This window comes from Streptomyces sp. NPDC054757, from assembly GCF_053612185.1.
Window position 1 is genome coordinate 238,219 of sequence record NZ_JBSHBW010000001.1, and the last position, 23,951, is coordinate 262,169.

Annotated in this window: 23 protein-coding genes; 12 read left to right on the forward strand and 11 right to left on the reverse strand. The window is 71.5% G+C overall.

Features of this window, described 5'->3' with window-relative positions:
* Positions 1-2: 2 nt before the first annotated feature.
* Together ACWGKJ_RS01065 and ACWGKJ_RS01070 are read right to left on the reverse strand one after the other, a co-directional pair.
* Positions 3-1,295: a cytidylyltransferase domain-containing protein gene (locus ACWGKJ_RS01065; RefSeq protein ID WP_385025183.1), complete on the reverse strand. Its 1,293-nt coding sequence runs from the start codon at positions 1,293-1,295 to the stop codon at positions 3-5.
* The gene (locus ACWGKJ_RS01070) at positions 1,295-2,641 is read right to left on the reverse strand and encodes a DUF6716 putative glycosyltransferase (protein ID WP_385025180.1); all 1,347 of its coding nucleotides are present in this window, start codon (positions 2,639-2,641) and stop codon (positions 1,295-1,297) included. Before ACWGKJ_RS01070 ends, ACWGKJ_RS01065 begins: the two co-directional genes overlap by 1 nt.
* Positions 2,642-2,828: 187 nt before the next feature.
* On the opposite strand from ACWGKJ_RS01070, the gene ACWGKJ_RS01075 reads away from it, so the two are divergent.
* The 4 genes from ACWGKJ_RS01075 to ACWGKJ_RS01090 all read left to right on the forward strand — a co-directional run bounded on the left by ACWGKJ_RS01075 (position 2,829) and on the right by ACWGKJ_RS01090 (position 7,945).
* Entirely contained in the window at positions 2,829-3,812 is a 984-nt protein-coding gene (locus tag ACWGKJ_RS01075; protein ID WP_385025177.1) for a glycosyltransferase family 2 protein, read from the forward strand.
* The gene (locus tag ACWGKJ_RS01080) at positions 3,809-5,197 is read left to right on the forward strand and encodes an alpha-2,8-polysialyltransferase family protein (RefSeq protein ID WP_385025174.1); all 1,389 of its coding nucleotides are present in this window, start codon (positions 3,809-3,811) and stop codon (positions 5,195-5,197) included. The genes ACWGKJ_RS01075 and ACWGKJ_RS01080 overlap by 4 nt, the downstream gene beginning before the upstream one ends.
* On the forward strand, positions 5,194-6,537 hold the full coding sequence (locus tag ACWGKJ_RS01085; protein WP_385025171.1) for an acyltransferase family protein: 1,344 nt from the start codon (positions 5,194-5,196) through the stop codon (positions 6,535-6,537). The genes ACWGKJ_RS01080 and ACWGKJ_RS01085 overlap by 4 nt, the downstream gene beginning before the upstream one ends.
* A 289-nt stretch (positions 6,538-6,826) precedes the next feature.
* Complete coding sequence (locus ACWGKJ_RS01090) at positions 6,827-7,945, forward strand: hypothetical protein (RefSeq protein WP_385025168.1); 1,119 nt, start codon at positions 6,827-6,829, stop codon at positions 7,943-7,945.
* A gap of 336 nt (positions 7,946-8,281) precedes the next feature.
* Here the strand turns inward: ACWGKJ_RS01090 and ACWGKJ_RS01095 are convergent, their stop codons facing one another.
* Positions 8,282-8,944 (reverse strand): TetR/AcrR family transcriptional regulator C-terminal domain-containing protein, encoded by a 663-nt coding sequence (locus ACWGKJ_RS01095; protein ID WP_385025164.1) that lies wholly within the window; start codon positions 8,942-8,944, stop codon positions 8,282-8,284.
* A 74-nt stretch (positions 8,945-9,018) separates the two neighbouring features.
* Between ACWGKJ_RS01095 and ACWGKJ_RS01100 the strand changes: the two genes are divergently transcribed.
* Positions 9,019-10,452 (forward strand): FAD-dependent oxidoreductase, encoded by a 1,434-nt coding sequence (locus tag ACWGKJ_RS01100; RefSeq protein WP_453315656.1) that lies wholly within the window; start codon positions 9,019-9,021, stop codon positions 10,450-10,452.
* Here the strand turns inward: ACWGKJ_RS01100 and leuE are convergent.
* From leuE to ACWGKJ_RS01120, 4 genes are all read right to left on the reverse strand, one after another.
* A complete protein-coding gene (leuE, locus tag ACWGKJ_RS01105; RefSeq protein ID WP_385025158.1) occupies positions 10,439-11,161 on the reverse strand; it encodes a leucine efflux protein LeuE in 723 nt (240 codons plus the stop codon). The two genes, ACWGKJ_RS01100 and leuE, sit on opposite strands and share 14 nt — an antisense overlap.
* A gap of 366 nt (positions 11,162-11,527) precedes the next feature.
* Positions 11,528-12,703, reverse strand: a complete 1,176-nt coding sequence (locus ACWGKJ_RS01110) for a hypothetical protein (RefSeq protein WP_385025156.1) — start codon at positions 12,701-12,703, stop codon at positions 11,528-11,530.
* Complete coding sequence (locus tag ACWGKJ_RS01115; RefSeq protein WP_385025153.1) at positions 12,703-13,359, reverse strand: RNA polymerase sigma factor; 657 nt, start codon at positions 13,357-13,359, stop codon at positions 12,703-12,705. The genes ACWGKJ_RS01110 and ACWGKJ_RS01115 overlap by 1 nt, the downstream gene beginning before the upstream one ends.
* A 476-nt stretch (positions 13,360-13,835) precedes the next feature.
* Entirely contained in the window at positions 13,836-15,341 is a 1,506-nt protein-coding gene (locus ACWGKJ_RS01120) for an AAA family ATPase (RefSeq protein WP_385025150.1), read from the reverse strand.
* 355 nt (positions 15,342-15,696) lie between these two features.
* Between ACWGKJ_RS01120 and ACWGKJ_RS01125 the strand changes: the two genes are divergently transcribed.
* Positions 15,697-16,275 (forward strand): GNAT family N-acetyltransferase, encoded by a 579-nt coding sequence (locus ACWGKJ_RS01125; RefSeq protein ID WP_385025147.1) that lies wholly within the window; start codon positions 15,697-15,699, stop codon positions 16,273-16,275.
* A 118-nt stretch (positions 16,276-16,393) separates the two neighbouring features.
* Here the strand turns inward: ACWGKJ_RS01125 and ACWGKJ_RS01130 are convergent, their stop codons facing one another.
* A complete protein-coding gene (locus ACWGKJ_RS01130) occupies positions 16,394-16,636 on the reverse strand; it encodes a DUF5133 domain-containing protein (protein ID WP_385025144.1) in 243 nt (80 codons plus the stop codon).
* 167 nt (positions 16,637-16,803) lie between these two features.
* Between ACWGKJ_RS01130 and ACWGKJ_RS01135 the strand changes: the two genes are divergently transcribed.
* The 4 genes from ACWGKJ_RS01135 to ACWGKJ_RS01150 all read left to right on the forward strand — a co-directional run bounded on the left by ACWGKJ_RS01135 (position 16,804) and on the right by ACWGKJ_RS01150 (position 19,685).
* Positions 16,804-17,607 (forward strand): alpha/beta fold hydrolase, encoded by an 804-nt coding sequence (locus tag ACWGKJ_RS01135; RefSeq protein WP_385025141.1) that lies wholly within the window; start codon positions 16,804-16,806, stop codon positions 17,605-17,607.
* Complete coding sequence (locus tag ACWGKJ_RS01140) at positions 17,607-18,917, forward strand: PP2C family protein-serine/threonine phosphatase (protein ID WP_385025138.1); 1,311 nt, start codon at positions 17,607-17,609, stop codon at positions 18,915-18,917. The genes ACWGKJ_RS01135 and ACWGKJ_RS01140 overlap by 1 nt, the downstream gene beginning before the upstream one ends.
* A gap of 1 nt (position 18,918) precedes the next feature.
* Complete coding sequence (locus ACWGKJ_RS01145) at positions 18,919-19,269, forward strand: STAS domain-containing protein (protein ID WP_385025286.1); 351 nt, start codon at positions 18,919-18,921, stop codon at positions 19,267-19,269.
* Positions 19,270-19,529: 260 nt separating this feature from the next.
* On the forward strand, positions 19,530-19,685 hold the full coding sequence (locus ACWGKJ_RS01150) for a DUF6131 family protein (RefSeq protein WP_385025283.1): 156 nt from the start codon (positions 19,530-19,532) through the stop codon (positions 19,683-19,685).
* Positions 19,686-20,034: 349 nt separating this feature from the next.
* On the opposite strand, the gene ACWGKJ_RS01155 is transcribed toward ACWGKJ_RS01150, so the two are convergent.
* Positions 20,035-20,511: a lamin tail domain-containing protein gene (locus ACWGKJ_RS01155; RefSeq protein WP_385031951.1), complete on the reverse strand. Its 477-nt coding sequence runs from the start codon at positions 20,509-20,511 to the stop codon at positions 20,035-20,037.
* Positions 20,512-20,883: 372 nt separating this feature from the next.
* On the opposite strand from ACWGKJ_RS01155, the gene ACWGKJ_RS01160 reads away from it, so the two are divergent.
* Both ACWGKJ_RS01160 and ACWGKJ_RS01165 read left to right on the forward strand, forming a co-directional pair.
* Positions 20,884-21,579: a TNT domain-containing protein gene (locus ACWGKJ_RS01160; protein WP_385031948.1), complete on the forward strand. Its 696-nt coding sequence runs from the start codon at positions 20,884-20,886 to the stop codon at positions 21,577-21,579.
* Between the two features lie 8 nt (positions 21,580-21,587).
* The gene (locus ACWGKJ_RS01165; RefSeq protein ID WP_385031945.1) at positions 21,588-21,824 is read left to right on the forward strand and encodes a hypothetical protein; all 237 of its coding nucleotides are present in this window, start codon (positions 21,588-21,590) and stop codon (positions 21,822-21,824) included.
* A 62-nt stretch (positions 21,825-21,886) separates the two neighbouring features.
* Here ACWGKJ_RS01165 and ACWGKJ_RS01170 read toward each other — a convergent pair whose 3' ends face one another.
* Together ACWGKJ_RS01170 and ACWGKJ_RS01175 are read right to left on the reverse strand one after the other, a co-directional pair.
* The gene (locus tag ACWGKJ_RS01170; RefSeq protein WP_385031942.1) at positions 21,887-22,141 is read right to left on the reverse strand and encodes a hypothetical protein; all 255 of its coding nucleotides are present in this window, start codon (positions 22,139-22,141) and stop codon (positions 21,887-21,889) included.
* A 60-nt stretch (positions 22,142-22,201) separates the two neighbouring features.
* A complete protein-coding gene (locus ACWGKJ_RS01175; RefSeq protein ID WP_385031940.1) occupies positions 22,202-23,815 on the reverse strand; it encodes a beta-N-acetylhexosaminidase in 1,614 nt (537 codons plus the stop codon).
* Positions 23,816-23,951: the final 136 nt, after the last annotated feature.

Below are 23,951 nucleotides of genomic sequence, written 5' to 3' on the forward strand. Positions count from 1 at the left end.
CCTTACTTGTTGAGGGTGGGGCCCAGGAGCCAGGCGGCGATCTCGCGGATCGCGCCCTCGCCGCCGGGGGTGGTGGTGACCGCGCGTGCGGCGCCGCGTACGGCGTCGTGGGCCTGGGCGACCGCGACGGGCCACCCGACGAGGCCGAAGCACGGCAGGTCGTTCACGTCGTTGCCGACGTAGAGCACGCGCTCGGGCGCGACACCCTGTTCTTCGCACCACTGCTTGAGTGCGAGGTCCTTGCGGTCGATGCCGTGCAGCACGGGGATCCGCAGCTTGCGGGCGCGGGCCGCGACGACCGGGTTCTGTTCGGTGGAGAGGATGAGGAGCTTCAGGTCCGTGGAGTCGCGGAGCGCCGCGATGCCCAGGCCGTCGCCGCGGTGGACGGCGACGAGTTCGCGGCCGTCCGAGTCGATGAGGACACGGTCGTCGGTCTGGGTGCCGTCGAAGTCGAGGACGACGGCGTCGACTTCGTCGCGGGTGGGCAGCGTACGGACGTCCAGGAGCGGTGCGAGGGCGCGGGCGCGGGCCAGGTCGTGCGGGTCGTCGATCTCCAGGACCCGGGCCGGGTCGGTACGGACCAGCGCGGTCTCACCGAAGAAGCGGTGCCGGACGGCACGGAAGCCCCGGGCGTCCATGGCGTAGGCCGCGCCGGTCTCCAGGTAGTCCTGCGGCCGGTCCTGGCGGCGGGGGCGGAACGCCTTGTCGTGGTTGACGCCCATGGTGTCCGTACCGCCGCCGTCGGCGTCGGCGCGCTGTTCCTCGCGCCAGACGAAGCCGTGGGTGGGGGCGACGGTGAGCGCGGTGTCGGCGCCGCCGGATGCGACCGCGTCCGCGACGCCGTCGATCTCCTCGCTGGTCAGGAAGGGGCTGGTGCACTGGACGAGGAGGACGACATCCGTTCCGGGGTAGGCGTCGAGCGCGTGCAGCACGGCGGCCTCGCTGGTCGCCGTGTCCCCGGCGATCTCGGCGGGGCGCAGCACCACATCGGCGCCGGCCTCGCGGGCCGCCGTCGCGATCCGCTCGTCGTCCGTGGAGACGGCGATGTCGGTGACCTGGCGCGCGCCCCGGCAGGCGCGGACCGCACGGGCCACCAGCGGTACACCGCCGACCGCTTCGAGGTTCTTGGCGGGGACGCCCTTGGATCCGCCCCGGGCCGGGATCACGGCCAGCACCCGGGGGGTACGGGCGGCTCCGGCAGGGGCGGACCCGGCGGCGGTCGCGGTGGCTCCGGCCGGTGCGGTTCCGGTGGTGACTTCGGTGGTGGTGGTCCGGTCGGTGGCCTCGGTGGGCATCACAGTTCTCCCATACGGCGGATGACGGGGGCCACGCGCTGGACGCCGTGGCGGTACGCCCCGCGCGCCGCGTCCCGTACGGCGTCGCGCACCACCCGCCGCACGCCGCCGGGCTCCGCGGCCGGGGCCGCGTCCAGGCGGTAGCGGGCGAGGATGCCGGGGAGGTACCCGGGCGCGGTGGTGAGGGTGTAGTAGGGCTCGATCGGTGGCAGCCGGGGGTCCAGGAGGAGCCGTGCGACCCGTTCGCGTACGGCGTCGAAGGCCGTGTCGTACGAAGCGCCCGCGGAACCGTACGAATCTCCCGCCGCGGCGGGGCCCCCCGCCGCCACCCCCTGCCGGGCCAGCCAGGCGGGGTCGGGCTCCGGGCTCGTACCGGAGTCCAGCTGGTCCCAGGAGACGAGGCAGCCCGAGCCGAGGAAGTGGTGGTTGCCGAGCGCCTCGCGGATGCCGAGGTCGGTGAGGACGGCGGTGGGGATGCGGCGGTGCAGGGACTCCAGGGCGGCCGTCGACGAGACGGTGACCAGCAGGTCCGTGCGGTCCAGCACCTCGCCCATGTGCCCGTACACCAGACGGAGGTTGGCGGGCAGTCCGCCGGGGAGCTTCTCGGCCAGCTTCTGGTACGGCAGCTCCTCGATGTGCGTGGTGTGCTCGCCGGGCTGCGAGCGGAGCTTGAGCAGCACCTCGCGGTCCGGGTGCAGCCGGGCGTGCTCGGCCAGACGGCGCAGGAGGTAGGTACGGCCCTCGCGGGATGCGGGGACCGAGGGCTGGGCGGCGAAGACCACGGTCCGCAGCGCTCCCCCGGCGTACGGCGCCCCGCCGAGGAAGGGCAGCGCGGCCCCGGTCACGGCGGACGCGTCGGCGCCCACCCCCTCGTACACCGCGCGGAAACGTTCCGCGTCGTGCAGCGAGTTGGCGAGGACCACATCGGCGCCGTGCCGCAGCAGGAGGCCGTCGGCCAGCTTCTCGTAGACCACGCCGACATAGCCGGTGACGACGACGGGCCGTCGTCCCGGGCCGGACAGACCCTGTCCCAGTGCGGCGAGGCCGTGCAGCATCGCCTGGACAGCGCCGCCGACGAGGGCGAGGACCACCACGTCGTAACCGTCGCTCTCGACGGCCCGCAGGAATTCCGCCCCGGTCACCTCCCGGACGGCGCCCGGGTCCACGCCGGACCCGGCCTCGGCGAGCTGGCGCGGGGTGGGGGTGGCCCGGCCTCGCAGCAGAAAGCCGCTGAGCCGGGTGTCCCCGACGGAGAGACGGCGTGCGGTGAGCGCGCCCCATTTCCAACGGGTGTCGGAATCGGCGATCACGGCTACGCGGAGAACATCGCTGGTACTTGCTGGCACACCGACGAAGGTAGAAAGGCATTCCGTTCGGCGGCCCAACTCAGCCGCAACAAAGGGTTAACAGCGGGCCGACGAAGAGAGAAGCGGTACGCGGGGCCGACCGGTTCACCATTCCGCCATACTCAGTTCACCTGCCATCCCACCGCCCTTCAGGGCGAATGCCGGGGAGCCTTTTAGCGTCGCGCAGGTGGTCAAGCTCTCCGTCATCGTGCCGTTCTACAACGTGCAGACATACGCCCCCGACACCCTCAGAAGCCTGCGCGCGAACGCACGCGACGACTTCGAGTTCCTGCTCGTCGACGACTGTTCGACGGACGGGACTCCGGAGATCCTCGAACGTGCGGCGCGCGAGCTTCCCGGGGCCGTCCTGCTGAGACACCGGGAGAACGGAGGACTCGCCACCGCCCGCAACACCGGGCTCGAAGCGGCGAACGGCGAATACCTCACCTTCCTCGACGGCGACGACTGGCTCGCCCCCGGCCACTACGAGCGGCTGCTCGCCGGCATGGAGGCCCTGGGCTGCGACTTCGTCCGTACCGACCATGTGCAGTGCACCGGCAGCACCCGTACGGTCCACCGGGTCCCGTACGGCAGAAGGGGCCAGGTGATCCGTCCGCGTGAGGTGATCCTGCCCGCCGACCGCTCCACACCTGTCGACTACGCGTACGCCTGGGCCGGTATGTACCACCGCAGACTGCTGGACCGGGGGCTGCTGCACTTCACCCATGGGCTGCGCACCGCGGAGGACCGCCCGTGGATCTGGCGGCTGCACAGGGAAGCGGATTCCTTCGCCGTGCTCGGCCTGCTCGGAATTTTCTACCGGCGTGGTGTCGCCTCGTCCCTCACACAGATCGGCGATGTACGCCAGCTCGATTTCATCCGCGCATTCGACCAGGTTATCGATGAGACATCGAAAGACCCGGAAGCCGATCTTCTTCTGCCCAAGGCCGTGCGCACCTATTGCGCGATCATTTCGCACCATCTGGGCTCCATCGAAAGGTTCGAACCTGCCGTGGCACGTAAATTGCGGACGCTCAGCGCGGCCGCGCTGAAACGGATGCCGCAGGATCTGCTGAGCGACGCGCTCGACTCGATGGACACCCCGCGCGCATCGCGGCTGCGGCGGTTGCGCCGCCGCCCGGCCCCGCTGACGACGGAGGCCGCAGCGTGACACCGCCGCCCGCCCCCGACGCCCTTGCGCCCCTCACGCCCGCCGCATCCACTGCGTCGAGCGCACCCCGTACGACGCAGATCTTCTACGCCTCCACGCTGTACGGGGCCGCCACGCTGGCCGCCGCGATCGACAGCGGCTGCTTCGGGGCGGCCGACCGGCGGCTGCTGCTGGTCAGCAACAACGCGGCGATCCCGGAGACCACCCCGGCGCTGGACGCGATGCCGGGCTTCGCACCGCTGCGCGACCGGTTCGACGGAGTGCTCTCGTGGAACGACACCATCGCCCCGCTGCACCCGGGCGGCTGGTCGCCGCGCACCGACGACATCCCGCTGTGGGAGCGGCAGTTGCGGCTGCTCTGGGATCTCGGTGACGACCTGATCGAGCTGGCGGTCGAGTCCGTGCAGGTCAACCCGGCGCAGGCGCTCGCGCTGCTCTTCCAGGACGCGCCGGTCACGGTGTACGCCGACGGGCTGATGTCGTACGGCCCGACCCGCAACAAGATCGATCCGCTGGTCGGCACCCGGATCCGGCGGCTGCTCCATCTGGATCTGGTGCCGGGGCTGAAGCCGCTGCTGCTCGCCGAGTTCGGGGCCGTGCCGGAGGTGGTGCCGGATGCCGCCTTCCGGCGGGTGCTGGGCGAGGTGGCCGCGTCGGCGGACGGGCTGCCCGCGTGTGCGGAGCCCCCGGCGCTGCTGCTCGGCCAGTACCTCTCGGCGCTGGAGATCCTCACCCCGCAGGAAGAGGAGGAGCTGCATGTGCGGATGCTGCGGGGTGCGGTCGCGCTCGGCCACCGCACGGTCGTGTTCAAGCCGCACCCGACGGCCCCGGCCCGCTGGTCGCGGCTGCTGGAACGGGAGGCGGAGGCGCTGGGCGCCGAACTGACCGTGGTGGAGAAGCCGTTGCTCGCCGAGACGCTGTACGAGCGGATGCGCCCCGCGCTGGTGGTCGGCTGCTTCTCGACCGCGCTGCTGACGGCGCACGCCTTCTACGGGATCCCGGTCGCCCGCACCGGTACGGAGCTGCTGCTCGACCGGCTCGCCCCGTACCAGAACAGCAACCGCGTCCCGGTCACCCTCGTAGACGCGCTGCTGCCGGATCTGGAGGGTGCCGGGAGCGCGCCCGCCGATGATCTGCCGGGGCTCGTCGCCGCCGTGGGCTTCGCGATGCAGCCGCAGCTGCGAGCCGATCTGCGCCCGGCGGCCGAGGCATACCTGACCCGCCGTCTGGACGCCCACACCTGGCGCTACTTCAAGCGCCGACGGCTGACCGTGCTGGGGCTGCCGGGTGCGCTGCCCGCGCAGCTCGCCTTCATCCCGCGCAACGCGACGGTACGGCGGGTGGCCCGGCGGGCCCGCACCCTCAAGAGAGTTGCCCTGGGATGACCGCCCCAGGGGTTACCCCACGGGCCACCGCACCGGCCCCGCCGGCCGTCTCTCCTGTCCCGCCGGCCGTCTCTTCTGCCCCGGCTGCCCCGCTCACCCCGTCCGTCCCGGGCGCCCCGTCTGTCCCGGGCGGCTCGGGCGCCCCGGGCGGCTCGGGCGGGTCCGAGGCGGCCGACGCACCGCCGCTGCCGATATCCGACGCGCGTACGGGGGCGGGACGGCCCGTACGCGCGAGGGGCGCGGCGCATACGGGCGGCCCGGCACGCACAGGCGGCCGGCTGCGTGCGCTCGACGGGCTGCGGCTGGTCGCCGCCCTGATGGTCGCCGCGTACCACTACGGCGGCCGGGGCGGCGACATCAGCGCGGCCTGGGGCGGGTCGGCCCGCCACCAGTTCCCGACGCTCTCCGAGTGGTTCGCCTACGGCTGCCTCGGTGTGCAGATCTTCTTCGTCATCAGCGGTTTCGTGATCTGTATGAGCGGCTGGGGCCGGCCGCTGCGCTCCTTCTTCGCGTCCCGGGTCTCCCGCCTCTACCCGGCGTACTGGGCGGCCATCGTGATCGTCACGGTGACGTTCGCGCTGCCCTGGGTCGCGTACCGGACGGTCTCGCCCAGCGACGCGCTGGTGAACCTCACCATGCTCCAGCAGCCGATCGGCGCCGACCGGGTCCTCGGCGTGTGCTGGACCCTCTGGGCCGAGTTGCGCTTCTACGCGCTCTTCGCCCTCTGTGTGGTCCTGCCCGGCGCCAACCGGCAGCGTGTACTGGTCTTCTGCGGGGTCTGGACGCTGGCCGCCGCGATCACCGACGCGGTGCACCAGCCGATGCTGAGCATGGTGCTGATGCCGGAGTACGCGCCGTTCTTTGTCGGCGGGATCGGTCTCTACCTCCTGCACCGCGACCGGCGCGACGCCACCGCCTGGGGTGTGGTCGGGGTCAGCTGGGCGATCGGGCAGCACTACGCGGTCACCGGCCTGTGGCACCGGGCCGATCCGGCGTTCTTCTCCTACCGGCACACCTCGGTGATCATCGCCGTGGTCACGCTGGGCTTCGTCCTGGTGGGCGCGGTGGCACTCGGCCTCTTCCGCTGGGCCGACTGGCGCTGGCTGACGGTCGCCGGAGCGCTGACGTATCCGTTCTATCTGGTCCATGAGCATCTGGGCTGGGTGGTGGTGGCGGTGCTCCACCGGAAGCTCGGCATCCCCTCGTACGGGACGCTCGTACTGACCGTCGTGCTGATGCTCGGCCTCGCCCAGCTGCTCAACCGCTGCGTCGAGAACAGGCTGACGCCTCTGCTGCGCGGCGCCCTGTCCGGAAGGGCCGGGGTGTCCGGGAGCCGGTGACGGGTCGGCGAGGCCCGGGGCGCCGTACGGCGAACGCTCCGTCAACAGCGCTCTCCGACAGGCTGGTTGGGCACCCCGGCCGGTCTGTCGGGGCGCGGACCGGCACGCTGCTCGGGTGGCCGGAGACGCGCCTTTACTTATCCGGGAACACAGGTGAAACTGATACGCCTTGTTCGGCCCGGCGCACGTGTGCCGCCCCACGTTCCACCGTGGAAGCCGCCGGTCCGTACGGAGGCGCGTTCCGCGAGACGGTCCCCACCCCGGCTCCCCCGCCCCGGTGAGGACACCCATGCGACGCTCCACCCTGATCACCCGTGCTCTCGGCAGCACGGCCCTGGCCTGCGCGGCTCTGGCCCTGGCTCTGGTCTTCGTACGTTTCGACGCGCCCGCCCCGCGCTGGGACATCCTGTCGGCGCTCGGGGCGGCCGCTGTCGCCGCCGGAGGATGGGCACTTGCCTGCCGCGTGGCACCCCGCCTCACCGCGGCGCCCTTCGCATCGCCCTCTGCGGCGCAACAGCCTTCCCCGATACCCCCGTTGCCGGGCAGGCTCCCGCTTCCGGCCCGTGACAGGGGCCGTACGATCGGGGCGGTCGTCCTCCTGCTGACCCCGGTGTCGCTCGCCCGGCTGGTCGCCGATTCCGGCGGCGTGCTCGGCGGGATCGTGATGCTCCTGGTCATCCTGGCGACACTGAAAGCGCTGCTCTTCGCCCGTCGGCAGGCGAGCGAGGCCGAGGCGCACAGCAAGTTGCGGGTGCTGGCCGCCGATGCCGCCGGGGGTGAACTGCACGCCGCGCGCGTCGTGGCGGGAGAGCCCGTCCGGATGCGGTTCCTGGAGCGGGGCGACAAGCCGGGCGAGCAGGACGTCACGCAGTTCCACTGGCTCGTGCTCCGGGACGGTGACCACGAGATCAGGCTGTCCGGTCCTCCCGGCGATGTGGGCCGGGCGGCGGCGCGCTTCGCGGGCCAGGAGGGATGGATCTGCTGGCCGCTGCGGTGGAAGCTGATCGAGGCGGAACTGCCTGCCGCCTTCGTCGCCGACAGCGGCGAGGTGTTCCTGGGGCTCTCGGACCCGGATGAGGCACGCCGCTATCTGAGCGGCACCGAGCCGCTGCGTTCCGGCGGCCGGCGCCGGTCCCGCACCGTCCGGCGGGTGCCCCGCACCGCCAAGTTCTCCGCGCCCGTGCACGGTCCGATCCTCGGCGGCGCCCTGCTCGCCGCGCTGCTGGCCTCCCCCGTTCTCTACTGGGGCCAGGAGAATCTGCCGACCGCGCTCGACTGGCTCCTCTGCGCGCTGGCCGCGGTCGCGGTCGCCATGTCCGCACTGAAGGGGGTCGGAGTGGCGAGCCAGGCCCTCCCGACCGGCCCTGCCTGGACGGTGAACGAGGAGTCGGACCCGTCGATCGCGTGACCGGAGGCCGGCGGGTACGGAACGGTGACCCACGCCCGCACGGGCAGGGCGGACGCGTTGACCGGGAGGAACAGGAGGCGCGGCCCGGACGGGCCGGGACCGGCCTGGAGGGGGCCGGCCTGGATGGGGCCGGCCTGGATGGGGCCGGCCTGGATGGGGCCGAACCAGCCAGAACCAGTCAGAAACAGCCAGAACCAGCCTGAATCATCCCGGACCGATGCGGTCTGGCCGGACCGGTTCGGGCCAGCCGGGCCGGTTCGGGCCAGCCGGACCGGCGCGGCCGGCCCCTTCCGCCTCGCGGCCGACCCTTCCGCCTCGCGGCCGGTCCCTTCCGCTTCATCCGCCGCGCGGCCCGTACACCGCCTCGATCCCCGCGACGATCAGCCGCAGCCCCTCGTCGAAGCGCCGGTCGTAGTCGGTGAAGATCTCCCAGCCCGCCGCCGCCGTGAGCGGGTAGTCGGCGAACCGCCGGGCGCGCTCCTCGATCTCGTACCCCTCGCGGCGTTCGCCCGGCATGGGCTGGACGCCCTGCTCCTCGATGACGAACCCCACCGTGTACGCGTACGCGGTGGTGCCCGCCTGGACCGCCTGCGTCAGCTCGAACCCGCGTGAGGTCATCCCGCCCAGATGCCGTTCCAGCGATTCCGCGTGGTCGGTACCGGTGAACCGCGCGCCGCTGTAGACCCTGGCGCCGTCGCGGTGGCGCAACAGCATGGCGCGCAGGGCCCGTTGCTGGGCGACCAGCTCCTCCTGCCAGCTCCGGCGGCCCTGTTCACCGCCGCCGTCCGGCAGGTGACCGGCGAGCATCCGCCCGTACATCAGCGTCGCCATCTCGTCCAGCAGCGACTGCTTGTCCTTGAAGTGCCAGTAGAGCGCGGGCGCCTTGACGTCCAGCTCCCTGGCGATGGCGCGCAGCGACAGCCCGTCGAGCCCGACCTCGTTCAACAGCCGCAGCGCGGTCTCCGCGACGCGCGCCCGGTCGATCTTCGTTGTACCCACCTTGACAATTTAACAGCGTTAAGGGCAGGCTCGGAACCATGGAACTTAACAGCGTTAAGGAAGTTGGCGGTGTGATGGAGACCAGCGGCGTGCGGGAGACCGATGTGCTGATCGTCGGCGCGGGCCCCACCGGGCTCGCGCTGGCCACCGATCTGGCCAGGCGCGGAGTGCGCACGGTCGTGGTCGAGAAGACGGACCGGCTCTTCCGCGGCTCACGCGGCAAGGGCCTCCAGCCCCGCACGCTTGAGGTCTTCGACGACCTCGGGGTGATCGACGCGGTGCTCGCGGCGAGCGGGCCCATCCCGGTCCAGATGATCTGGAAGGACGGGGAGCGGCAGGGCGAGCACCTCATGGTCGACCCGGTCGAGTCCACCCCGGCGGCGCCGTACGCGGGACTGCCGCGCATCCTCCCGCAGTGGCGCACCCAGGAGATCCTGTACGAGCGGCTGACCGAACTGGGCGGCGGAGTCTCGTTCGACACCGCACTGACCTCCCTCACCCAGGACGCGTCCGGGGTCACCGCGACGCTCTCCACCGGGGCCACCGTCCGCGCGGCGTACGCGGTCGCGGCCGACGGGGGCCGCAGCACGGTCCGCGCCGCGCTCTCCATCACCATGACCGGTGAGTCCGTCGACCCCTCGTCCATGCTGGTCGCCGATGTGCGCATCCCGGCCCTGGACCGGCTGAACTGGCATGTCTTCCCGGTCGACGAGGGATTCCTGGTGCTCTGTCCGCTGCCCGGCAGCCAGGACTTCCAGCTGGCCGCGCGCTTCCCCGACGGGGAGCGCCCCGATCTCTCCCCCGACGCCGTACGCGCCCTGATCGCCGCCCGCACGCATCTCGAAGCGGCCGATGTCACCGAGGTGCTCTGGGCCTCGGACTTCCGCCCGCGCGCGGCCCTCGCCGACCGGTTCCGCGACGGCCGGATCTTCCTGGCGGGCGACGCCGCCCATGTCCACTCACCGGCCGGCGGGCAGGGGCTCAACACCAGCATCCAGGACGCCTACAACCTGGGGTGGAAGCTCGGCCGGGTGCTGCGCGGCGGAGCGCCCGCCGCGCTGCTCGACTCGTACGAGGAGGAGCGGCGGCCCAACGCGGCCGAGATGCTGAACCTCTCCACCCGGGTCCACCGCGGCGAGCAGCGGCGCGGCGCCGCCACCCAGCAGCTGGGCATCGGCTACCGCGGCGGGCCGCTCTCCGAAGGGGCGGCGGGCGCACTGGAGTCGGGCGACCGCGCACCCGACGGACCGCTGGACGGCGGACCGCTGGACAGCGGGCGGCCGGACGGCGGGCGGCTCTTCGACGCCTTCCGGGGCCCGCACTTCACCCTGCTCGTGGTGGGCACCGACGCCGAACTGCCGCCCCTGGACGCCGGTACGGTGCACGTCCACCGGCTCGACGCCTATGAGCCGTACGGCAAGGGGCTGTTCCTCGTCAGGCCGGACGGGTACATCGGCTGGGCGGGCGACGACGCCACCGGGCTGGCCGGCTACCTCACACGCTGCTGAGCGAGAGCTTCACCGCGAAGCCCAGGAAGAGCGCACCCGCCGCTGTCGTCACCCCGGCCGAGAGGCGCCTGCGGCGGCGGAAGGCGGCAGCGAGGCGGGTGCCGCCGAATATCAGCAGGGTGAGATAGAGGAAGCTCAGCAGCTGCGCCATCGCGCCGAGCACCACGAAGGAGAGCGCCGGGTAGGCGTAGTGCGGGTCGACGAACTGCACGAAGAACGAGATGAAGAAGAGGATCGCCTTCGGGTTGAACAGGCTGACCACCAGGGCCCGTCGGTAGGGCCGCTCCGGCGGCGACGCCGGCTCTCCGGCGGCCCCGCCGACCGCACCGCCCGCCGCCCCGCCGGTGCTCTCCGCGGTCCGGTCGCCACGCTCGCCCCCGTCACTGCGGTCACTGCGGTCACTGCGGTCACGCCAGAGCGCCCGGGCGGTGCGGACCATGCCGAACGCCAGATAGGTGAGATAGCCGGCTCCCGCGTACTTCACCAGGCCGAACAGCAGCGGGTTGGCCTGGAGCAGCGAGGCGACCCCCGCGGCGGAGAGCGTCATCAGCACGGTGTCCCCGCAGAACACCCCGGCGGCCGCCTTGTATCCGGTGCGTACGCCGCGCCGGGCGGCGACCGAGAGCACGTACAGCGAATTGGGGCCCGGCAGCAGAACGATCAGCACCAGGCCGGCGAGATAGGTCGGGAGATCCGTGACACCGAGCATGGACCGAGTCTCGCACGCGGGTACGACACTCAGGGGGTGACCCTGGGCACCCCGCCCTCGGCGCCCAGACCTCGGCGCCCAGACCTCAGTGCCCGGACCTCAGCACGCGGGGGCGGCCCGGGACCGAGTCCGGAGGCTACGCGGTGTCCCCCGGAGAGAGCCACGGGAGGGTGAAGTGAAGGGGGCGCGGGTGGGTCCGGGGGAACGTAACCCACCCGCGCCGGTGCGCGGAGCCGAAGGTACGGGGGGAACCCCGGCTCACGCGCGGCCGATGACCAGTCGGCTCACTCTCTACTGCGCCGGGCCCCCGGAAAGTGTCACACCCACGCCGCAGCCACCGGACGAGGCCGGATCCGGGCGGACATCTCAGCCGTCCACACCTGTCGCGGCGCCGTTCCCCGCGTCCGGTGACGGCGACGCGGGCGAGTTGAGCGACGGCGAAGGCGAGGCACCGGCCGACCGCGAGGGCGAGGGTCCGGCGGGGGAAGCCGGGCGAAGAGGGGACGAGGGTACGAAGGAGATGCGGTGGTTGCCGTCGGAGCCGCTGCTGCCCAGCACCCGGCCGCAGAACTTCTCGATGTTCTCCGCGCCTCCGGCCTTCGCCTCCAGACTCCGTCTGCGCTCACCGACGATCCGGCCCGCGCGGTAGTCACGGCAGGCGGCGGTCACCTTGCGGAGCACATCGGCGGCCGAGCGGCGATCGTGGCCGGACGGCGTCGGCCTGTCCTGGCTCCCGGCACCGGCCCCCGCGCCCGCTGTCGGCTGCCGGTCCGCGCCGCCCTCCCCGCTGCTCCGCCCCCGGTCGCTGTCGCGGTCGCCGACGTCGCCGCCGGCCTCGCTCGCCGGGGGCGACATCCGCGGACTGCGCGCGCCGGGGCCGGGCGTCACATCGGCGGGGGTACGGCCGTCCGGTCCCGGCGAGGCGCTGCCGGGCGTACCGGAGGGGGATCCGGAGGCGAGCGGACGCGGCGTCGCGGCGGACGACACGGACGAGGCGGGCATCGGTTCGCTGCTGCCGAAGGGCGAGGGCAGCATGCCGGCGCCCGCGGCGACCGCCACCCCGCTCAGCGCACAGCCCGCCACCACGGCGGCGACGCTGAACCGCACCGGCCGCCCCCACCGTCCGGCGCCGGGCGTCCCCTCCGTACCGCGCACCGCCCGACGCGTACCGAACACCGACCGACGCGTACCGAACACCGCCCGACGCGTACCGAACACCGACCGGCCCGTACCACGCACCGAAGGGCCCGTACCGAACACCCGCCGCTCCGCACCCGGGGCCGTCCCCTCCGTACCGAGCGCCGCCACGAGAGGCTCGGCGTCGCTGCCGTCCCTGGCCAGCCGGAATGCCTCCAACGCCGCTTTCTCGCCGGGCAGTTCACTGTCATCGGACCAGCCGGCCGAGGGGACGGCACCGTCCAGCGCGGCGCGCAGCCGGGCAGCCTGCGCCCTCGCGTGACCGTCGACGGCACCGACAGGCCCACCGCTCAGCAACCGGTCCGCGGTGTCCTTGTCAAGCCATTCGCACTGCTCGTCGGCCATCACATGTCCTTCTGCGTCGAGGGACGCGAATGCGTCACACCGACCGCGGCTTCCGCCCCCTCGCGCGAGCGCTGCGACGGGACGGCGTCGAGTCCGTGCGGACCCGCTTCGGGGCCGAGCAGTTCGGCGAGTCTTTTCAGCCCCCGGTGCGCCGCGGTCCGTACCGCACCGGGCCGCTTGCCGAGCGTCCTGGCCGCGCTCTTCGCGTCGAGCCCGACGACGACCCGCAGCACCACCGCTTCGGCCTGGTCCTGCGGGAGCTGGGCGATGAGCCGCATCGTGCGGCCGGTGGCCAGAGCCTCGATGGCTTCTCCCGCGGTGTCCGATTCGCCCGGCTCCGCGGCCAGTTCGGACTCGTCGCCGCCGCCCGCGGGGCGCCTGCCCCGCATCCGTATGTGGTCGAGCGCACGGTTACGGGCGATCCGGGCCGCCCAGCCGCGGAACCGGTCCGCGTCGCCGCTGAACCGCTGGAGATCGCGGGCGATCTGCAGCCACGCCTCGGACGTGACGTCCTCGGCGTCCGGATCGCCGACCAGCGTCCGCACATACCCGAGCAGTCGCGGGTGCACCGCGCGGTACACAGTCCGGAAGGCGTCCTCGTCTCCGTCCTGCGCCGCGAGCACCGCGGTGGTCAGCTCCGCGTCGTCCCCCAGCACTTCCCTAACCTGTCCCGCCGCACCGCACCCCCGCTGTGCAACTGGTCGCCACTGCCGCGCCACTGTGCGCAGTCCGTCACGCTACGGCCTGCGCCCGCCCGCGTCCATGTCTTGTACGACCTGCGACAACGCGCTGACTCTGCGCGGTGTGACAGAAAACGCACGCCCGGCGCTGAGAGAGATACGGGGCCGTACCGCGGCTCCCGCGGACGGCGACCGGGGCCTCTCCTGTGGGGGGTGGCGGCCCCGGTCGTCGCCCCGTCGCTCCTGGCTCCGCCTGCGATACGCGGCACACAGGGTTTCCGCATGACCAACGCGTCGCTCGAAGCGACGCGCGCACCGCGTCGGCCCCTCAACGTACGGAAGAGGCCCCGCCCGCCCCGGGCACGCCGCCCGAGCCACCAGGGCGTACCTCCCTACCGGCTGCTGCGGTGATCCTTGCCCCCCTCCCGCGGAGACCGGCCGCTCTCTTGGTTTCAGTCACCGTAGAGGGCGGCCAGATCGACCAGAAGGAGGTCATCACGACGATCTGCCAGATCGATCAGGTCGGGGTAGAACCCGTGCAGGGAGTACAGGGCCAGAGTGGTGGCAGCGGTGTCGTACCCCTGGTCGGCAAGCAGAGCACGGATACGCTCCAAGCGCTCCAGATCGCCGGTCCCGCGGCGGGCAGCCGTCGCCTTGGCCTCGCCCAGCAGCGCGATCCTTGCGCGAGGAGCCTGCGGGCGCTCACCAGCGGCCAGGGCGATGACATCGACCTCGTGCTTGGTCCGGGCAGCCTGGTCGGCAACCTCGGTGGTGCCGACTGGGCCAGGCACTCCGTCAGGCAACAGAGTGTGGGCGTAGCGGCGGGTGAAGTCGCGGGCCAGATCCTCGAAGTGCGGTCCAAGGATCTTGGAGTTGAAGGTCGGAGCGGCCTGCCGCCACACTTGCTCGGCGAACCCCTGCTCCACTGCGGCGGCTTGCGGGAGAGTGATGAGCTGATTGAAGCGGATCACGGGGTCGGCGAGCGTGATGACGGGGTGCCGGGAGCGGAGGATGTCCTGATCCCGCCGGATGTAGCCAGTGGATTCCAGCACTCCGAGCGGGTGGGCGACGGCATTGCGCGGACGTTCCAGGGCGGCACCGATCTTGCTGGGGGTGGAGGCGCCCTGCGCGATCGCGGTGAGGATGTCGTAGTACAGCGTGTGCTGCGTGATCCTGGGGTCCTCGCGCAGCAGGTACTCGGTTTCGGTACGCGAGTACACCGCTCGCCCCGGGTCGAGCAGCGTCCGGGTGAGCCAGGTGTCGAAGCCGTCGTCCGGGTGCGGCCGGGCAGCCACCGGTCGGTAGCCCGGGGCTCCGCCCAGGACGGCGTGCACCTTCAGCGCGGTCAGCGGATCGGCGATCTGCCAGAAGGTCCGGCTGTCACGGTAGTTGAAGGCACCCAGCCGCAGATCGACCACCGCACGCCCCCGCAGCGGCTTGGTACCCGAGAGCAATTCGTGCATGACACTCATCGCGGAGCCGCACAGGATCAGCCTCGGCCCCGGCCCGGCACCGGAACGGGCACCCCGCTGACGTTCGTCGTAGAGCTGCTGCAGTAGCCCCGGGACTTCAGGCGAGTGCTGAAGCAGGTACGGCAACTCGTCGATCACCAGGAGCGGGCGGGCCGAACGGGCGGTCACATCAAGGGCATTGGACAGGACGTCACGCCAGTCGGTCAGACGCAGGCTCCCAGGCCGGAGGCCGGCGTGGACGGCGACAGCGTCACTGAACCGCTGGATCGCGGGCAGCCGCCCCTCCTCCCGGACCGCTGTGACGTAGAGGCCGCCGACCTGCTCGGAAAGGGCCTGCAGAAGGTACGACTTCCCGTGCCTTCGCCGCCCCGACACGATGCCGAGCCGCATCGCCGGGTCCGGATCCGTAAGGAACTCCGCGAGCAGACCCCACTCCCGGTCGCGGTCGACCACGTCGTCCGGCTTGGACGGCAGGCTTTTCACCACTCACGCTCCTACGTGCTGTGGGCAACGGAATGTGTCTAAGTCTACTTCGACAGAATGCGTCCTACTCGATTTGGCTCCCGTGGCGCCCGAGCGAGCGGATCCGGCGTGATGTTCTGGCAGACAGGATGACGAGATCTGGCACCCACGCCGTAAAGCGCCTGGCCAGAGGAGCTTTACGGCCGAACCGGCCAGGGGCGGCGACCCTGGTACTCGTACACCTGCTGAGGGGTGCGGTACCGCGCCGGTCAGTGGACACGTCGGCTGAGCGGACACGTCTGCGGGCCCGCCGGGAAAGCCCGTTGCGAGTGGCCCGCATCGGATGTCTGATTGACCGGTCGCCGATCACCGGGGAAACATGAACACACTGCTGCCCACCCCCTTGTTGCACACCGCCCGCCTTCGGCTGCGCCCCTTCGAGGACACGGATGCGGACGGCCTCTTCGCCCTGCACAGCAACGCCCACGTGCTGCGCTACTGGGACGCGCCACCGTGGACCGAAAGCGTGCGCGCCGAGAGGTTCATCACGGCCTGCCGGCAGATGGCGCAGGAGGGCACCGGGGCGCGGCTGGCCGTCGATCGTGTCTCCGACGGAGCGTTCATCGGCTGGTGCGGCCTGAGCAGATGGAATCCGGAGTACCGCAGCGCGTCACTCGGCTACTGCTTCGACGCCGCGGCGTGGGGACACGGCTACGCGACCGAAACCGCGCGGGCTCTGCTGCGGTGGGCATTCGGCACACTGGACCTCAATCGCGTCCAGGCCGAGACCGATACACGCAACGTGGCCTCCGCCCGCGTGCTGGAGAAGCTCGGCTTCGTGCGGGAAGGGACGCTGCGGGAAGACTGTGTGGTGAACGGCGAGGTCTCCGACTCATGGGTCTTCGGGCTGATCGGGCGGGAGTGGCAGCCGTCGTCCGAGCCGGTTCCCGCCCGCTGAGCCGCCTTCCCTCCCACCCGCTGAGCCGCCTTCCCGTCCACTGGGTCACCGGCCTCGTCGGCGCCACCCGCCACCGGGAGGCGTCAGCCGACGCCCGCGTGGACCGCGTCGGTCGGCGTCAGGCCGTGAGCCGTACGTCCGGGGCAGTGGCAGCCGGGTCGGCCGACGAGGCGCGCAACTGCTGCTCCGCGGCCACGAGCGCGTCCTCGACGGTGCGGGTGCCGGTGGTCACGCACAGCGTGTAGGACACGTCCTCCCTCTCCTGCTCCGTCTGCGGTGTGCGCCGCTCGGACGGAAGAAGCTGGAGCGCCTCGTACCGGTCGACGAGGTTCCGCAGGACCATGGGGTGCGCGATCAACACAGAAGTCCCTCTCGATTTATGGGGTGTCACCGTCCTCGTGCCCCCGAAGGCGTAGACCAATCGCACCGCATTCGGCCACCCGCGAGAGCCACAGGGAGCCGTGGGCGCTCCGGCCGGGCGCCGGACGCCCTCTCCGCTCGGCGGAGGGTGGTGGGAGACTGCCGGACATGGATATCCGCAGCCGGAACAACGTCGCTGTCACGGGCCGTACGGACGGGCCCGTGCTTCTGCTGGCGCACGGGTTCGGATGTGATCAGAACATGTGGCGCCTGGTGGTCCCGGCGCTGTCCGCACACTTCCGGGTGGTTCTCTTCGACTATGTGGGATCCGGCCGTTCGGACGTGTCGGCCTGGAACGAGCGGCGCTACAGCTCGCTGGAGGGGTACGCCAGCGATGTGCTGGATGTCTGCGAGGAGCTGGATCTGCGGGACGTGATCTTCATGGGGCACTCGGTCAGCGCCATGGTCGGGGTGCTCGCGGCGGCCAGGGCGCCGGAACGCTTCTCCCGCATGGTCATGGTGGCTCCGTCACCCCGGTACATCGACGAGGACGGGTACCGGGGCGGGTTCAGCGCCGACGACATCGATGAGCTGCTGGAGTCCCTGGACTCGAACTATCTGGGCTGGTCGGCGGCGATGGCCCCGGTCATCATGGGCAACGCGGACCGCCCGGAGCTCGGCGAGGAGCTGACGGCCTCCTTCTGCGCGACCGACCCGGACATGGCCCGGGTCTTCGCCCGCACGACGTTCCTGTCCGACAGCCGGGAGGACCTCGGCACCGTGGCCGTACCGACGCTCGTGCTGGAGTGCGCGCAGGACGTGATCGCACCCCGCGAGGTCGGCGCCTATGTCCACGCCGCGATCCCCGGCAGCCGGCTGGTCACTCTGGAGGCGACGGGGCACTGCCCGCAGCTCAGCGCACCGCAGGCCACCGCCGCAGCGGTGATCGACTTCACCGGAGCAGGCCGGTGATGTGCCGCACGGATCAGGCACCCGAGCCCGGCCAGGAGCGGGGGAAGGCCGCCATGGACGCGGCGTTCACCTCACTCCTTGAGGACAGCGCCGAGGAGCTGTACGAGCAGGCGCCGTGCGGCTATCTGTCGACGCTGATGGACGGCACCATCGCGAAGATCAACGAGACTCTGCTGGACTGGCTGGGCCTGGAGCGGTCCCAGGTGGTCGGGCGAAAGCGGTTCACCGATCTGCTCACCGTGGGAGGCAGGCTCTACCACGAGACCCACTTCGCGCCGCTGCTGCAGATGAAGGGCGAGGCCAGCGGTATCGCCCTGGACCTCAGGGCCGGCGGAGAGCGCATGCCGGTGCTGGTCACGTCGAAGGTGAAGGTGAGTGCGGACGGCGAGCCGCTGCTCATCCGCACTTCGGTCTTCGACGCCCGTGACCGCCGTGCCTACGAGGCCGAGCTGCTGCGCGGCCGCAAGGCGGCGGAGGAGGCACGCCGGCAGGCCGAGGCCGACCGCGAACGGCTCCAGGAGGCCCTCGCCGTCCTCCAGCAGAATCTGCTGCCCGCCGAACTGCCCGCGATTCCGGGCCTGGAGGCCGACTCGTACTACCACACGGCCTCCCCCGACCTGCTGGGCGGAGACTTCTACGACCTGTTCCCGCTGGGCGCGAACCGATGGGCGTTCTTCCTCGGCGACGTGTGCGGCAAGGGCCCACGAGCCGCCGCCGTCACCTCGCTGACCCGCTACACCCTGCGCACCGCCGCCCTGCACGATCCCGACCCCGTCACGGTGCTGACCACCCTGAACACGGTGCTGCACGAGCGGTACACCAGCGGCGACCCCCGCTACTGCACGGCCATATTCGGTGTCCTGGAACCCGGCAGCGACGGTGTCGGCGTACACCTGGCCTCCGGCGGACACCCCTCGGCACTGATCCAGCGCGCGGACGGTACCGCCGACTACCTCCCCACCCCGGGCGGGATGCTCATCGGCATCCTTCCCCAGGCCGAGTTCAGCGCCGCCCGCACCCAGTTGCTGCCCGGCGACACCCTGCTCCTCTATACCGACGGCCTTACCGAAGCCCGTACCGGGCCCGAGCGCGAGCTGTACGGCGACGACGCCCTGCGCGCCTTCACCGCCGGCCGGCCGCCCGCCGGGCCCCAGGCCCTGATCGCCGCCCTGACCGCACTGATCGCCGGGTTCGGCGACGGACTCGACGACGACACCGCGCTGCTGGCGCTCGGCGTACCCGCCCCGCCTCCGGCCTCCGCTCCCGTTCCCGTTCCCGTTCCCGTTCCCGTTCCCGTGAGTGAAACCTGAGATGGCCCCGCTGACGATCACCTCCCGCGACGCCGCCACCGGACCCGTACTGGAGATCGCCGGTGACCTCGACCACGTGACGGCATCCGAGCTCCGCACGCTCCTGGACGACCTCACGCTGGACGCGGGTCAGGTGCTGGTCCTGGATCTGGCCGGCCTGGAGTTCTGCGACTCCAGCGGCATCACCGCTCTGCTGGCGGCCCGCAACCTGGCCATCGAACAGGGAGCGGAGATCGCCCTGGCCGCGATTCCCGCCAACACCGCCCGCGTCCTGCGCGTCGTGGGCCTGGACCGGGTCTTCACCATCCACCCGTACGCCTCAGCGGCCACCTCCCGGGACGCCGCCTGCTGATCGGGCCCCTGAAGCGCACGACCCCCGAATGCGGGCATCCCCGTGCCCGGCTCATGAATCCGGGAGGTCGATGAGATTCACGCGCATGCCCAGGGAAGTCCGGGGCACATGGTGGGTGCAAGACGGAATCAAGAAACCGCCGGAAGCGCGGTCAGCCGGAATTTCACCCGGTCCGAATTACGCAGTAGACCGGCAAGCGTGCCGCAGGTCCGATACAGGGAATCCTGCGCGCACGAAGAGACTTGAAGATCGGAATCATAATGATCATCCTCGGCGTCATCCTGCTCCTTATCGGACTGTTTGTCGGAGTCCCGTTGCTGTCGACGGTCGGCGGGATTCTCCTCGTGGTCGGCGCACTGCTGTGGATTCTCGGCGCGAGTGGACGCGCGGTCGGTGGACGTAAGCACTACTTCTGAGTAGTCGGTGAAACTTTCAGGATTCGGCGGAAAAACGTGCGTGCTCGCCCATGCGAACGCACCCCCGACCCAGTTGCGGCCGGGTCCTGCGGACAATGATCCTCCGCAGGACCCGGCCGCATTTTCTCGAACCACCGGCGCAGCGCCGGAAGGCAGGGCTCCAGGACGAGTGCACATACGGGGAATTCACGCTCCCCGGCGAGACAAGTCCTTTCCGAATGCACTCACTTCTGGCCGCCGCGTTTCCATGTCGGGGCACCGGAACGCGCACCGGCAGGCAACTCCCCGGGAACACGGCGATGCGCCGCGAGCGGGCCCACTCGCGGCGCATCCGATGTCATGTCAGCCGTCAGTGGTGACGGTGCCCCAGGCGCTCGACGTCCACGACCCGGCCGCGCGCGTCGCGCAGGGTCGCCGTGTCGACGCGGTCCCAGATCGGCGCGCGCCGGTTCTGGTAGACGTCGGTCCAGGTGTTACGGCCGTGACCGGTGTGGACCTTGACCGACTTGTGGGCACCCAGCCGCAGCGCCGGGAAGCGGTAGGAGTGGTGCTGCGCGTCGGTCAGCGTCCAGCCGCGCAGCTCCACCGCCCTGCGGGACTGGTTGGTGACGGTGATCCACTCCGCGTTCGCCCGGTTGTCGCGGTGGTGCCCGCGGCCGTGGCTGTCGACGTGGTGTACGGCGCCCACCACCACGGCCGAGCGCTCAGGGCGCGGGGCGGGGTGGTGGTGACCGGTGGCCGCCGCCGGGAAGGCAGCGGCGGCCAGCAGGGCCCCGGAGGCCAGAACAGCTGCGGCGAGACGGGAACCTGAAGACAAAGACGACATGGAACCCCCAGATCAGGGCATGCGCGGACCGTTCGGCCACGCATGGTGCAGATGAACTTCCGGCTCTGTGCCGGACATCCACACTCTGAACCGAGCTGGTTCCGATGTCCGGAGAACCTTCGCGACTTTACCGAAACCGGACAAAACACACACCGTCAGATCATCCGGCGCATACGCCCCCGCGCGCCCGCCCGGACGGCGCGCTCCTCGCGAGCCCCGCCCGCACCCCCTGACCCCCACCCCCGCGCCCCCGGTCGTCGCACAGCGGGCAACACCGGCATTCCGCCCCGCATTTGGTGACCGGTCGGCTACCGTGCGTAATGCGGCCCAGCCGGGCCTCAGGACACGACTCAGGACACAAGGGGACCTTGAGTGAACCGAACGCGCACCGTTCTCGCCGCGCTGACCGTCGCGGCGGCAACCGCCGCGGCGCCCGCCGCCGCGAGCACCGCCCCACCGGAGCACCAGGACCGGACAGCGGCCTCAGGACCTCAGCACGCGCCCTGCTCGGGCGAGTTCCGGGGTGACGCCCGGCTCGGGCCGCAGTGGCTCCCGTCGAAGCACGAGAAGCCGGTGGGGCCCCTGCTCAAGGGCTACCACCGGACCGGGAAGCTGTCGTCCGCGGACTTCCTCAAGAAGTACTGGGACGGCCCCGCGGAGTCGGGCGGCTGGAAGTACCCGCCGAACGACGGCTTCAAGGAGGTCAACGGGCAGGTGGACAAGGAGCCCGAGAAGCTGCGCACCGGTGAGCGCCTGGACCGCTTCGGCTCCGAGTACGGCGCCTATCTGGCGCCCGCCGGCGACGCGTACGCCAAGCGCGCGCTGCCCCCGCAGAGCCTCAGCACCCGGGACACCGCGGTGCCCTGCGACTACCACGTCTACCGGGTGGCCAAGCCGTTCTGGGTGTGGCAGGGCGGTATCGCGCCGTGGTTCGAGCAGCCCGGCAACGGGCAGCAGATCAAGCTCGACCCGGTCTTCCTGAACCCGGGCGAGGGCCAGCGCCTCAATGTGAAGTGGCTGCTCGACCACCACTACCTCGCCCAGGCCGCCGCCCCGGCAGGCGAGTAGCGCCGCCCATGGACCGCCACGAACTGCGTGCCGCGCTGCGCGACGCCGGAGTACCCGACGGCTACTACCGGATCGAGGGGGTCCATGAACCGGCCCCCACCCCCACCGACTTCCTCTATCTCAAACGGACCGAGGACGGTGGGGCGTGGGAGACCGGCGCGTACGAACGCGGCCTCTCCGAAGTCATCGGCCGGTACGCATCGGAACCGGAGGCCTGCGCGCATCTGCTGCGGCTGCTCGTCTGACCCCGCCCCTCCCCCGGGCCCGGGGCAGGCGCCGTGCGGGCCGCCGGTGACCAGGTCGCCGCCTACTGATCGCCCACGTCCCGCCGGTTGGACAGCGCCGACTCCGCGAGGGACGACAGGCCCTCGACGTAGACCGTGCCGTCCGGCGAGGGCCGTACGACGAGCCAGCCACGCGCGCCCAGGCTGCGCACCTGCCCCCGCACCTCGTCGCCGAGCTCGGCCGCGAGGTCGTCCTCCCGGGGCACGCTGCCCGCGTGCAGCTGCTCGCGGAGGTGGAGGAGCAGTGCCTCTTCCCGCGCGGTGATATTGAAGTCCATCCCTGGACGCTACGGCCCTCCGGGCGCCACCGCCCCCGGAGGGGGTGAACCCGTCCCGGTTCAGCCGGCCGGGTGGTCCAGCTTGGCCGCCAGCGCGGTGAACTGCGTCCATGTCAGCTTCGGCTTGCCCGGGTCCCAGAGCTTCTGGGCCGTCGCCCGCAGCGGCATCCTGATCCCCGCGGCGACCTGCGCCGGGGTCTGGGCGTTCGGGAAGTCGCCCCAGACGGCGAAGCCCCCGCCCACGATGAGGTGCGCGTACTTGGCGGGGACCGCCTTGGTGCCGCGCACCACCAGCGGGGTCCACTGTTCGTAGATCCGCTTGCCGGTCGGGTAGGTGAAGTCGTTCGGCTGGCCGAGCACGTAGTACAGGTACTCGTCGTTGAGGTTCACCACCTGGCGCCCCTCGCTCAGATACTCCTCGGGCGGCCGGGCCCCGAACTCCTTGCCCGTCCAGTACTCCACCTGGATGTTCTTGTCGGCCTTGGCCACTCCGCCGCGGAAGAACCCGTCGTTCCACGCCTGCGGTGTCCTGCCTGCCTTGCGGACGACCGCGGCCCGGTCGTTCAGCCAGGCCACCGCCAGGTCCTGGACCGTGCCCTTCGCGCCGTACTTCTTCCGGGCGAGTGCGGCCAACTGCGGGAAGGACGCCTCCGGGTTCTTCACCGTCAGCGCCTGGTACTCGTCGCCGCCGACGTTCCAGTACTGGCCGGGAAAGAGCTTCATGTACTCGCGCAGCAGCGAGTCGACGATCTGCGCGGCCTTCGGGTTCGACACGTCGACCGCACCCTTGACCGGCGTGCCGTCCGCCGTCTTCAGCTGGAGGTCCGGGTGCGCCTTGATCACCGCGCCCAGGTGCCCCGGCGAGTCGATCTCCGGGACGACCGTGATGTGCAGGCTGGAGGCGAGCGAGACGATCTTGTGGACCTGCGCCGTGGTGAGGTGGTCGGGCGAGACCACCTCGGGGTGGGAGGTGGAGGCGATACGGAAGCCCTGGTCGTCCGAGAAGTGCAGCCCCAGCTGGTTCAGCTTGAGGTCGGCCATCTCGTGCAGCCGGTCCTCGATCCAGGCGGCGTCGAACGGCTTGCGGGCGATGTCCAGGTTGAACCGCCGCTGCGCGGTGGCCGGCTGGTCGTGGACGACACCCTCGGGCACCTTCCCGTCGGCCTGCACGGACTGCTTGACGGTCCGGGTGCCGTAGAAGACGCCGGCCTCGTCGGGCCCGGTGATCAGGACCCGGCTGTCGCGGGCGCTGAGCGTGTACGACTCGGGCGGGGCCTTCTTGTCCGGCTTCAGCGCCAGTTCGATGTCGCCCGCGCGGGCCTTGCCCCCGTACGCGTAACCGATCTTCAGCTCGTGCGAGAGGAGCTTGCCCTCGTCGGTGAGGCCCTTGCAGCCCTTGTCGACCAGGACGCGGGAGCTCTTCCCCGGGTGCCAGCCGGGGCCGCGGGCCGGACCGTGCCGGCGTACCGCGGGGATGGCGCGGGGCGCGGCCGAGAGCGGGTAGTTCTTCGCCGACGGGTCGGACGACGGAGAGGTCACCGCCGAGCCGCGGCCCACCGGGCCGCTTCCCCCGTACGTGTCATCGTCCGGCCAGACCGTGACGGCGAGCGCGACGGCGGCGGCCGTGACGGTCAGGCCCACGGCGATGGGGACCGGTGCGTTGAGTTTTTTCATCAGTCCGAAACCTCCCGTGCACGGCTGAGCCGGGGTGACATGCCAGCCAGATCGTCCATCACGCGCCTTGAAACTCTCCCTTCCGGGTGAAAATCGCGCACCCGTCGGACGCTCCAGTCTGCGCCTCGATAACGTT